At 66.1% G+C, this 10,864-nt stretch carries 10 protein-coding genes and 2 pseudogenes; 7 read left to right on the forward strand and 5 right to left on the reverse strand.

Features of this window, described 5'->3' with window-relative positions; all coding sequences use genetic code 11:
- The first annotated feature begins 9 nt into the window (after window positions 1–9).
- Together ACWENQ_RS33375 and ACWENQ_RS33380 are read left to right on the forward strand one after the other, a co-directional pair.
- Window positions 10–1,479 (forward strand): class I adenylate-forming enzyme family protein, encoded by a 1,470-nt coding sequence (locus tag ACWENQ_RS33375; RefSeq protein WP_452417795.1) that lies wholly within the window; start codon window positions 10–12, stop codon window positions 1,477–1,479.
- A complete protein-coding gene (locus ACWENQ_RS33380) occupies window positions 1,476–2,204 on the forward strand; it encodes a thioesterase II family protein (RefSeq protein WP_449930144.1) in 729 nt (242 codons plus the stop codon). Before ACWENQ_RS33375 ends, ACWENQ_RS33380 begins: the two co-directional genes overlap by 4 nt.
- 280 nt (window positions 2,205–2,484) lie before the next feature.
- Here ACWENQ_RS33380 and ACWENQ_RS33385 read toward each other — a convergent pair whose 3' ends face one another.
- Window positions 2,485–3,177, reverse strand: a complete 693-nt coding sequence (locus ACWENQ_RS33385; protein WP_452417797.1) for a TetR/AcrR family transcriptional regulator — start codon at window positions 3,175–3,177, stop codon at window positions 2,485–2,487.
- A gap of 849 nt (window positions 3,178–4,026) precedes the next feature.
- Here ACWENQ_RS33385 and ACWENQ_RS33390 point away from each other — a divergent pair.
- On the forward strand, window positions 4,027–4,383 hold the full coding sequence (locus ACWENQ_RS33390) for a hypothetical protein (RefSeq protein WP_452417799.1): 357 nt from the start codon (window positions 4,027–4,029) through the stop codon (window positions 4,381–4,383).
- On the opposite strand, the gene ACWENQ_RS33395 is transcribed toward ACWENQ_RS33390, so the two are convergent.
- Window positions 4,328–4,615 carry a hypothetical protein gene (locus ACWENQ_RS33395; RefSeq protein ID WP_452417800.1) on the reverse strand — a complete coding sequence of 96 codons (288 nt, stop codon included), beginning with the start codon at window positions 4,613–4,615 and terminating at the stop codon, window positions 4,328–4,330. The two genes, ACWENQ_RS33390 and ACWENQ_RS33395, sit on opposite strands and share 56 nt — an antisense overlap.
- Before the next feature lie 103 nt (window positions 4,616–4,718).
- Here ACWENQ_RS33395 and ACWENQ_RS33400 point away from each other — a divergent pair.
- Window positions 4,719–5,128: pseudogene (locus ACWENQ_RS33400) on the forward strand (transposase); the annotation flags it as partial.
- Window positions 5,128–5,349 (forward strand): annotated as a pseudogene (locus tag ACWENQ_RS33405) (transposase); the annotation flags it as partial. The pseudogenes ACWENQ_RS33400 and ACWENQ_RS33405, both read left to right, overlap by 1 nt.
- Window positions 5,350–5,420: 71 nt before the next feature.
- Here the strand turns inward: ACWENQ_RS33405 and ACWENQ_RS33410 are convergent.
- Entirely contained in the window at window positions 5,421–5,624 is a 204-nt protein-coding gene (locus tag ACWENQ_RS33410; RefSeq protein WP_449930140.1) for a hypothetical protein, read from the reverse strand.
- Here ACWENQ_RS33410 and ACWENQ_RS33415 point away from each other — a divergent pair.
- A complete protein-coding gene (locus ACWENQ_RS33415; protein WP_449930138.1) occupies window positions 5,617–6,138 on the forward strand; it encodes a hypothetical protein in 522 nt (173 codons plus the stop codon). The genes ACWENQ_RS33410 and ACWENQ_RS33415 overlap by 8 nt on opposite strands.
- Here ACWENQ_RS33415 and ACWENQ_RS33420 read toward each other — a convergent pair.
- A complete protein-coding gene (locus ACWENQ_RS33420) occupies window positions 6,105–7,970 on the reverse strand; it encodes a hypothetical protein (protein ID WP_452417802.1) in 1,866 nt (621 codons plus the stop codon). The genes ACWENQ_RS33415 and ACWENQ_RS33420 overlap by 34 nt on opposite strands.
- 479 nt (window positions 7,971–8,449) lie before the next feature.
- Window positions 8,450–8,602 carry a hypothetical protein gene (locus tag ACWENQ_RS33425; protein ID WP_449930134.1) on the reverse strand — a complete coding sequence of 51 codons (153 nt, stop codon included), beginning with the start codon at window positions 8,600–8,602 and terminating at the stop codon, window positions 8,450–8,452.
- 741 nt (window positions 8,603–9,343) lie between these two features.
- Between ACWENQ_RS33425 and ACWENQ_RS33430 the strand changes: the two genes are divergently transcribed.
- Window positions 9,344–10,594: a pyridoxal phosphate-dependent aminotransferase gene (locus tag ACWENQ_RS33430; RefSeq protein WP_449930132.1), complete on the forward strand. Its 1,251-nt coding sequence runs from the start codon at window positions 9,344–9,346 to the stop codon at window positions 10,592–10,594.
- Window positions 10,595–10,864: the final 270 nt, after the last annotated feature.

The raw sequence follows: 10,864 nt of genomic DNA on the forward strand, positions 1-10,864 counted from the left end.
ATGCCTCTGATGTCCACCACCAACCACGGACCGCCGCTGGACGTGAGACCGGTCGCCGACTTCCTGGCCAGGTCGGCCGACCTGGCCGCCCGAACATCCCATGAAGGGATCGACGGCACCCTGGACGACCTCGCGAAGCTCGGCCTCGAACCTGGCGACGCGGTCATCATCGCGCTGTCCAACTCCATGCGGACGGTGCGCACGTATCTGGCCGCCCTGCTGCTCGGCTTCGTCCCGATCGCCATCGCCCCCAGGACCCCGCCTGCCCGGACAAGACGGCTCGCGGCCACACTGGGAGCGCGGGCCCTGCTGGCCGCCAGACCGGATCCGGAGAGGTACGGCGCGGCCGCCAGCCACGCCGTCGGCGAGGTTGAGGCGGTGCTGCTCGACGGCGACACGCCGGTCGGCCGGGGCGGGCGAGCGCGACCCGAGGCCGGCACCGCCCCGCCGTACCGGGCCGGGCATGCGCAACCCGACGCCGACGCGGCGCCGCCGTACCGGGCCGGACAGGTGCTCATGTCCACCTCCGGCACCTCCGGAGCCTTCAGCGCCTGCCTGCACCGCGTCGACGCCCTGTTGCGCAACGCCCGCCGCCACGCCGCGGCGGTCGGCATGACAGCTGACGACACCGTGCTGGTCAACCTGCCGCTGTACTACTCGTACGCGATGGTCGCCCAGGTGCTGGCCGCCTATGTCACGGGCGCTCGGATCGTCGTCACCGGGCCGCCCTTCACCCCGGCCGGCTACGAATCGGCCATCGCGGCCCACGGCGTGACCCACTCCTCCATCACCCCGGAACTCGCCCGCAGACTCCTGGCCCACGGTGCCCTGCCGTCACCGGGTCCCCGGGTCATGACCATCGGCGGGGACCAGATCCACCCGGCCCAGGTAGCCCGGCTGCTGGCGGCCAGGCCAGACGGCGAGCTGTACCTCACCTACGGCCTCACCGAGGCGGGCCCGCGCGTCCTGACCCTCGCCGCCCACGCCGAACCGGCCCACCGGCACGCCTCCGTCGGCCTGCCCCTGCCGGGTGTGCGGACGTCCCTACGCCCGGAGACCGGCGAACTCCTGGTGGAGTCCGACACCGTGCTGGAGAGGAAGATCGGTGGATCGGCGGCCGCGCGCACCCTGATCGCCCCCGGCCGGATCGCCACCGGCGACGTCTTCACCGTCGACGATGACGGCTACCACTACTTCTGCGGCCGGCTGTCGGACTTCGCGATCATCCGCGGCGAGAAGGTCTCGCTCAGCGGCCTGCGGCAGACGGTCAACGCCATCGCCGGAGTCGTGCGCTGCGTACCGCGGTTGACCGAGGGCGCGGGCGGCGAGAGTGCCCTCGACCTGGAGATCACGGTCACCGACACACGACCGGACACGGAAGCGAGGCTCCGGTCGGAACTCGACTCCCTGCTCCTGCCCGCCGAACGCCCTCGAACCATCCAGATCGCCACCGCCGACCCTGAGGACTTCCACAAATGACGCTGCTCTTCTGCGTGCCCTACGCCGGCGGATCAGCCCGGGTCTACCGCGGCTGGCAGGAGTGGTTCGCCGACGATGCCGAGGTCGTCCCGCTGGAGCTCGCAGGCCGTGGCACCCGCTCCGCTGAGCCGGTCGCGCCTTCCGTGCGCGCGGCCGCCATGGATCTCGCCCGCCGTGTGCGGGAGAGAGCGGGGGGCGGGCCGTACATCCTGTTCGGGCACAGCATGGGCGGCCTCATCGCCTACGAGATGGCCGCGATCATTGAGGATTCGGCGAGCGACGGGCCGTGCCTGGTGGTCGTCTCCGGGCGCAACCCACCGCAGACGAGGGCGAACTGGGGGGATGACGCTCTGGAGCTGACCGACCTGGAGCTGTTCGAGGCGCTCCAGACCGTGGGTGGCGTGCCGGCCGGGCTCAGCCCGTCGATCGCCGCCACGCTCTTCGTGCCGCTGATCCGTGCCGACGTGCGCAACACCGTCTCCTACGACTCCGGCTCACCACCGCGCCGGATCTCCGCTCCGTTGCTGGTGATCCAGGGACGGGAGGACCCGCTCGTAGGGCCGGACGCGGGCGCGGGCTGGGCGCACTGCACGCAGCGGGAGTGCACGGTCGTGCGCCACGACGGCAATCACTTCTCGATCTTCGAACGTGTTGGTGAGCTCGCTGAAACGCTGAGGCCGTTCCTGGCGCGCGGGCGGGAGCACTCTGGCGGGTGCACCAAGTGATCGAAATACTGGCCGAAGAGCTGGCCGCGGGTACACCGGTTCAGTACTACCGCATCTATCGATCTGCAGGTTCAGCCGCCGACATCATGATTTGAAACAGCCGCGGCTGACGCTCTGGCTGCTTTAAGCCCTTGCTCACCGAGGTCCGCCACGTTCTGGTGCGCCTGTTCGTTCCGACCGCGAACGTCGTCGATTCCGTGCCGGGCCGGCCGTACTTCCGGCTTTGTCCATCAATCCCCGGTACGGATCAGCCACTATCGCCGACGTGGCGAACCCTAATCTAAAGATCTACGAACGCGGCAGGTTCTGGAGTTTCGTCGGACGTCTTCTGCTGATTTTCGCAAACAATTTTCAGGCCATGCATGAGAAGGTCGAGGCCGAATTCGAAGCGCGCGTCGCCGCTACCGGAGAGCAGGGTCTCCGCCATCGCCGTGGTGTGCGGAAAGTGCTGCGGTGGAAGGCTGGAGTAGTAGTCGCCCAGCCGCCGCCAGTGGGCCTCGACGTTGGGCTCGGTCGCACGCCCCCTGCTGAAGTGCTGGCTCACCTCGAGCGCGTCCGCGGTGATGTACAAGGTCAGACGGCTCACCGCCCAGCCGCACTCCTGGTCCGACAGCCCGGCGGCGCGCAGTATGGACAGGAATGCTTCGGCCACCCATACCCCGTTCGGGCCGCAGGGCGCGAAGGCGCTGACCAGCCGCGCGATATCCCCGTGCCGGGTCAGCGCCCGCCTGAGCTCGAAGGCGAGTTCCCTCAGCTTCTCCTGCCAGTGCTCGGCGTCAGCCTGTGGGACCGAGACCTCCCCGAACACCATATCGATGAGCAATTCCAGAAGTTCGTTCTTGTTGGCCACGTGCGCGTAGAGGGAGGCCGGCCCCGTCTGCAGGTCGTGGGCGACCCGGCGCATGCTCAAGGCGTCCAAGCCTTCTCTGTCGATAATTCGCAGGGCTGTTTTCAGGATGAGATTCCGCGTCAACGGCTCCTTGTCGGGCTCCGGCCTGGCGACGGTCCGCCACGGGGGCGCGGGGATGGCGGGTGGAAGTCTGCGATTTGCCATATGGACTCCTCTATGCCTTGCTAACACGGTACCGGATTGCCACAATTTGGATAGGTCGAACAGCGATCGTAACCAGATCGACTTTCGATCAACCGCAACCGCATCTGGGACGTGGTCCCAGATGCGAGCCATCACATGCGCCTCTTCAACATTGAATGTCAAAGTCGGCATCAGGCGACATCGCAGTAGAGTGGTGGCGAGGGTTGGTCGCATTGCGGGCCTGTTGGGTCCATTGCAAGTATTGCGTGATGGGGATTTGGCCACGCCGGCCGTGGGAAACTCAGGAAGTTGCTCAGGCGACGCCACCGGCAAGCGTCTCCACAACCCCGCAGACCCATATCCACGTGCCGGGAAGAGACCTCAGCTTGGGCCGCTCCCCGTCACTCTGCAGCCCGTCCGCTGAGAGGGCGGAAACCACCCCTACGGCTATCGGCTCGGCCTGTGCCCCGGTGTCGGCATTGAACGCCCGGAGCCAGACGTCGTCGTCGATGACGTACCGCTCGCGGCGGCCGGAATCCTGTGTGGAAGGCCGGTCCCGACCGGCAGCGTCGCGAACTGCTCCACGAAACCACGCACGGTGGCGGGCGGCCGTCCGCCGGCCGGTGACTCCGTGGCCCGAACCGGTCTGCGGCGGCGGGCCCTCGGCCCCGGCGGCCTGCTTAAGCCGCTGCCGGCGCCGCGGCCGCCGATCAGCCTCCGCCCGTCGTGTCGTGTCTCCCGGCAGGCTCCGGCTACCACCCTGCCAAGATCAGCTTTTCCGGGGTCCAGGTGAGCCAGGCGGTCGTCGCCATCCTGGCCGTCCTGGCGATCACCGGTGAATACGGCACCGGCATGATCCGCCTTCCCCTGACCGCCATGCCGCGCCGGACCGGCGTCCTGGCCGCCAAGGCGATCATTCTGGCCGGCCTCACCCTGATCGCCGGGAGCGTCGCCGTGCTCGCCTCCGCGCTTGCCGCGCCGCGCATCCTGTTCGACAGCGGCTTCCCCGCCGACATGCTCATCCTCACGCGCGGTCCTATGCTGCGCGCTGCCGTCGGCTCGGTCCTCTACCTGGCGCTGATCGCCTTGTTCAGCCTGGGGGGTCGCCACCGCCATCGGGGGCGTGTTTCGTGGCGTTGGCGATGAGCACGCTGAGGACGTTGCGCTTGAGATCGACCGAGCGGGACTGCTTGCGGCCGCCGGCGTGGGCGAAGCAGTCCAGGAACCCGGTGCCTACGTCCAGCTTGATCAGCAGCGAGGTGATCGGTGCGAACGGCGGCATCCCCGCCAGCTCCGCCTTCAGCTCCTTGACCTCCCTCGGCACGTCTTCGGCTGACAGTGGCGGGATGACGAGCGTGTCGTCCTCGTCCACCCGCACTGCGCCACTGTCGTCCGGCAGTGCCTGGGCCAGCGTCTGGCCGAACTGGGTCAGCGCGGCGTGCAGTTCCTCCTCGCCCTGTTCGATCGCCTCGGCCGCGAGTGTGCGAGAGCAAGCGATTGTGGATGGCTTGTGGGACCGGCTGGCCCGGCTGCTGCCGCAGCGACCTCGCCGGTTTCGTCACCCGGGGCGGTTACGTCGAGACGACCGGGCGGCGTTGGCGGGGATTTTGTACGTACTGCGTACCGGGATCGGTTGGCAGGACCTGCCGACCGCCGCGTTCGGGGTGTCCGGGTCGACCTGCTGGCGACGCCTCGCCGAGTGGCATGAGCAAGGCATCTGGCAGCGACTGCACGAGGTGTTGCCGGCCGAACTACGCGCCGTCGGCGCTCTCGACCTGGCCCACGCGGTGGTCGACTCCTCGCACGTCCGGGTGCTCAAAAGGGGGATCACACCGGGCCCAGCCCGGTCGACCGTGCCCGGCCCGGTTCCAAGCATCACCTGATCACCGACGGCTGAACAAGGAGATCCGCCGCCGCACTGACGTGGTCGGCATCTTCCCCGACCGAGGAGCGATCATCCGGCTGGTCGGGGCCGTGCTGGCCGAGCAGACCGACGAGTGGGTCGAAGCCCGCCGCTACATGGGCCTGGACATCCTGGCCAAAGCCCGCGTTCGGGTGATCTCCGGCGACACACCAGCCCAGAACCCACTCCCGCAGACACTTACCGCTTAACCTGCAGAAACAGGATCACGCGAAGATCGATTCATACACCACGTCCGTGGACGTGACCCCGGTGACAGGGTCTATGTCATCGGCACGGTCACACCGCTCGGAAGGGCGCGCGCTGGCGCGGCTGTGGCCAGCACGCGGCGGATGCGTTCGGCCGTCGTGGCGATGTCGCCGACAGGGGTGATCGGCTCGGCCCACGACCACCAGAACCACCACTGACCTTCCAGCGGCGCGGCCGAGATGACCTCCGCCAGGGTGGCGGAGTTCGGGTTGATCACCCGCAGGCACGGCATGAACGAGCGGGGCGTTGAAGCCGACCGGACGCCGTACCGCATCACCGACGCGCACTACGCCCTCGGTGACCTCCCCGCCGATCAGCGCGAACTCGGGTTCGGAATCGAAGGGTTCGCGTACGTGGCGGAGCTCATAGCGGTTCCCCTCTTCGATTCGGCCAAGTGTTCAGACCGTACTGCGGCACACGGGCTTGATCGAGTACCGCAACACCTCGCCGAGGAGGGAATGGCGTCCATACAATCCGGGCGGGACCATCCAGTGGATGAAGCCGAGGCGGTGGTGCGTCCCACGCCGTTCACCGGCCGCGGTCCGGTCCGTGTCGCCGAGCGGAAGAATCGCTCCGGGTGGCCTGCGACGGAGCAGGGCAGTCAAGTGGCCATCACGACCGCGCTCCTGGGCGCGGTCGAACCCGCCGCCGCCACGACCACGGCTTTCGCCAGCCTGGTCCTGAACAAATGGTGGCGTCAGTTTGGGGGCTGCAGGAAGAGGGGCACCTGAGCCGAGTCGGCCTCAACCGGGTCGCTGCCGGGCTGCCGGGCGCGCGGAAGCACTGGGAAAGGCGAGGGGCGCAGCAGTCGTGCGAGGCTACGCAACGAGAACGGCGCCTCAAAATGCTCTCTCCCAAGCCCGGTCAGCCCATGCTCTTCCAATCGGCGCACAACCGCCGGAGCCAGGAGCAGGCGACCCCCTGCTTGGACGTAAGACTCTGCCAGGTTCGAAATTTCGTCACGATGAAATGCCTGAATAGACGCAACGAGAAGCTCCTCGTTCTCCGTTTCGCATGCCAGCCTTGGCAGCGCCTCGCGGCTTGCCGTCCATTTCTGACGTGCCGGACGGCCCGGCTTGTGCCAAAAATAGACATCCGGAGCACAGACCGTGCGATTGGAGAAGAGGCGGCAGGTGACGAACTCGTGTACGTCGAATATGTCGGCCGGCTCGGCAAGCTGCAGCTCGGCCGCTACCTGCTCGCCTGAAATCTCCACTTCCGCGTGAATCACATCTGGAGACTCCGCCAGAAGACGCTTCAAACCTGACGGGGAGAGCCAGCGACCGCCGACCGAAATCGCGTCCGAACGATTGCGGAATTTCTGGGGAAAAAACTCTTTCGCCGCAGAGACCGGCAACGAGACTTGCTGGGCGAGAAGAGTCAGCCGTGTGAGAATGTGAGGCAGATCCTTGGCAAGGTCTGAGTCGATGACCCTTTCGTCTGCCCGAATCTCAAGCTGAATGTCTCGATCGTTCACATGGTAAAAAATGAACACCGGCGACAGACAGTCCACGGCGTTGGCGCCGACCTCGATGACGATCTGCCGCGGCCTTGTGGTTTCGTTGTGGAGGGGCGCGGATTGCTGGACCGCGGTGATGTAGTCGAAGTAGACCGGTGCGATGCCGCCGATCCCTCTCCGCTGCAGCATCCGCGCGCGCCGGTCAACCTCTTGCGAGTAGTCGCGATCCTCCCAGGCCAAGTAGGTGTTGAACGATTCGGCCTGCAGCTCGCTCAGTGCTTGATGGAATGTGGCTTCATCGCGTACGGTGACCAGCTCGTACAGGTTTGAAATCCTGCAGCCTATTTCCTCGCTGTTGAGGCTTCCGGTAGAGGCGACGTTGGCGAGTAAGACATCGGATCGCCCTGAGAGTTGCGACATCGCCCATGCGAGCAAGAACTTTGCGGCGACAGGGACGCTTACGCCTGCGGCGTCGCTCACTCGTTGAAGCTCGACCGCCAGGCCGGGCAGTACAGTGGAGATTTGAAAGTGGGAGTGGGGGGCATCGCTGCGAACTGCCGGCACAATCGCTTGGCTTGATCGCGCAAGCCGCTCATCGCGATGCGCGTTCGCCGGAGAGTCGGTACCACTTTTGTCCGCGTGCCCGCCGTCGCTCTTTGCGAGCCTTTGGGGCGTCCAGTCCACGCCTTGAATCGCCTGATCCATTTGTGTGCGCCATAGGGCAAAGCCTGCTGCGTCCGCGATGATGTGTTGCAGATATAAATGAACTTCGTGGATGAGGTCGTTCTCAACTAGAAAGACCATGTACCATAAGAATCTGCCCGATGATACCGCGTCGCCGATCTCCGGAGTCGGAAACGGGGTATCGGCGTCAGTGAAGACGGTCGGCGCTACGAAATCCTCCATGGGAACCACTCTGCGAACCGGAAGCCCGCTTGGCTCGATGTCGAATATGCTCCGAAGCATCTCATGTCTTGCGCAAAGGCGTGATACCCCCGCTGTGACCTGTTCCCTCGTGGCCGGCAGGTCGAGGCGCCAGTGCTCTTCGAGAACAGGGGTCTGATCGGCCTGGGTCATCCAGAACAGCGTGAGCCATCGCTCCATCTCGGAATCCGACAAGCGTTCGCTACGCATTGATCGATCGCTCAACGAGGCTCTCCCTGGTTGTGGAACGTACTGTGCCGTACGACGCGACTACTCTCGACAACCACCTTGTCGGCAGCGGAGTCCGGGCGACAAACAAAGCGGGGAGAACCGCCTTCAGGCCCCCTGCACCCGCTTTCGGTGTTCGGTACGGAAACACGATGAGAGGCAGAACGGTGTGAGACGCTGCCCGGCTTCCTCTGCTTATTCGAAGTGTTCTCTTGATTGTATGGGCTCAATTGCTGCGTACCGTCAGATATACCATGCAAGGACGCCGTGGAGTAGCCTCCGCAGACGATTCTACGAGAACTACGCCCTTCAGTATGAGCGGCTGCGCAGTAGCCGGCCATGCCTCCGGTGCGTCGGGTGAGCTGCCTTCTGACGCCGTGAGTTGCCGAGCTCCGCGCGACCGGGACGGGCGTTGCGGTCGCGGTGGGCTTTCAGGCGGGAACGCACAGACTGGGCACCGGCCCACGGCGAATGCCCGGCCCTGGACGGGGATGCTCGACGCGGGCGAGTGCCGACTCCTCCTGGCCGGAAGGCGCGCGGCGGGTGGCGTACTCCGGCGGCGCGCCGTCCCCGAACAGCGTCACCTGGCAGAGTGTGCGGCCCGCAGCGAGGCATACCCACGAGGGCCGGAGTTCCCCTGCCCGACGCGCGGGCGGCCGACTGCTGCTCCGGAACACGTGGGGTAGTCCTCCGTCTCCGCAGACGTATCCCGTCGCAGGTATTGCCGCCTGCATCGGAAGATCGGCGACACGGGCAGGTATGGACGGGTACGCGACTCTCCATCACAACGAGTACCCCATAGGAGCCTAGCAACGGACTTTGAGGCGCTCCGTGGAGGATATCCGCGCATAGGTGTATTGTGCTCCGGAACGATGTGATACAAGAGTGGAGACATGCGATACGCGGCACCGCTGAGATCTCAGACACCCTTGTGGCGAGGAGCTGGAGTATTTCTGGAGCGCGCACCTTTCCTGCGCATCGGCAATGCGGGTCGAGTTGGATGCCCGCTCGTAGCCACCTGGCTGAACTGTAGTGGCGGGTGCCGGTGGACGCGCTTCCTTGAATGACGTCGACTGCCGTGCCGCATTCCCCTGCATTGGGCGCCGCGTGCTGTTTCGCTCACCGGTCGGGCTTCACCGGCGTAGAAGATTTCCGTCCACTGTTCGGGGAATCTCCGCCGATGTGCTCCGGGCGATCGGGATCAACACGGATTCAGCATTCCGGCTGACCATGGACGCTTTCCTTCGTGCTGCCAGACCATCCGCATCCTCGCAGGGAGACACCGGACTGTGACGTCGCCTCCGATCCCTTCGACAACGTGGCGTATGTCGCCCAATCTTCGGCTCAACGAGGAAGTGGCGGCGCGCGTCGCGACGGGGGAGCCGGTTCTCAACCTCGGGTTCGGCGAGGCGAGGCTGCCGGCTTTCGCTCCCTTGGTGCGACTCCTTCGAGACAGCGCTCACCGCAACCGGTACGGTCCGGTCGCGGGGGAGAGCGACGTCCGTCGGGCGGGAGCCGACTATTTCGCGCGACGAGGGCTTGCCACCGACGCCGGGCAGATCGTGGTCGGTCCCGGCAGCAAGCCACTGCTGTTCGCGCTGAATCTGGTGATGCCCGGCGATGTCGTTCTGCCACGCCCGTGCTGGAACAGCTACAGGCCGCAGGCCGAGTTCACCGGGAAACGAACCGTTCATGTGGCGATCCCTGACGAGTGCGGCGGCGTACCGGATCCGGCGCAGGCGAGAAAGGCGATCCGGCGAGCGCGTGCTGAAGGGCATGACCCCCGGATTCTCATTCTGACCACACCGGATAATCCGACCGGCACCGTCGTGCCCCCGGAGCTGATCCGGGAAATCTGCGCCGTCGCCCGCGAGGAGAACCTGCTGATTGTCTCGGACGAGGTCTATCGGGACACCCTTCACGACTCCGCCATGACGTTTCTGAGTCCCGCAGAGGTGGAGCCCGAGCGTACCGTCGTGGTTACCGGCCTCTCGAAGAGCCTGGCGCTCGGCGGGTGGCGTATCGGTATGCTCCGCGTTCCGGACGGGGCCTTCGGTGAATGGCTCCGGGACGGGCTGGTGGCGGTCGCCAGCGATGTCTGGTCCTCGCTCGCCGGACCCATGCAGGCCGTGGCCGAATACGCCTTCTCCGAGCCGCTGGAAGTTCAGGATCGGAGATTGGCCGCCGCACGCCTTCACGGCCACGTCGCCCGAGCGGTCCACCGGGCCGTGGTCTCGGCGGGTGCGACGTGCCGTCCGCCGACGGCAGGCTTCTATCTCTATCCCGATCTCGAACGCCTTCGCTCGGCGCTTGCCAGGCAAGGCGTCGCCGATTCACCACGCCTGCAGCGCCGCCTGCTGGATCGATATGGCATTGCGGTTCTGGGAGGCCATCAACTCGACGACGATCGACGCGCACTGCGTTTCAAGGTGGCTACAAGCATGCTCTACGGTGATACGCCGGAACAGCAGGAAGAGTCCCTCGCCGCGGACGACCCCCTCAAGCTCCCGCACGTCGAGCAGGCCGTCTCCAGGATCAAGCACAGTTTCGCCGACCTGTGCCGATCCCGGCCATGACCGCGAACCCGTCAGGGCGTGCCTCCCGGTAGTACGACTTTCCATCCGAGCTCTACCGCAAGAACGAGGAGCCGGACATGCCGGTCTCCCAGGGAAAGCCTGCTGCCGGCCGGACGGAGCCTCGGCAGTGCCAGGCAGGCGCAACGGGTCCCCTCCTCGACGGTCGGTTACCCCTTAGGAGCTGTTTCCTGGATCACGTGCGGAGCCAGATGACCAAGGCTGCGACCGTGACGGTTCCCAGGAACATGTAGGCGCGTTTGTCGTAGCGGG

This window comes from Nonomuraea sp. NPDC004354, from assembly GCF_053602555.1.

Coding starts and splice junctions, on each gene's coding strand:
- ACWENQ_RS33420 (WP_452417802.1), bottom strand. CDS start 7,970: ATGGAGCGATGGCTCACGCTGTTCTGGATGACCCAGGCCGATCAGACC.
- ACWENQ_RS33430 (WP_449930132.1), top strand. CDS start 9,344: ATGTCGCCCAATCTTCGGCTCAACGAGGAAGTGGCGGCGCGCGTCGCG.
- ACWENQ_RS33375 (WP_452417795.1), top strand. CDS start 10: ATGTCCACCACCAACCACGGACCGCCGCTGGACGTGAGACCGGTCGCC.
- ACWENQ_RS33380 (WP_449930144.1), top strand. CDS start 1,476: ATGACGCTGCTCTTCTGCGTGCCCTACGCCGGCGGATCAGCCCGGGTC.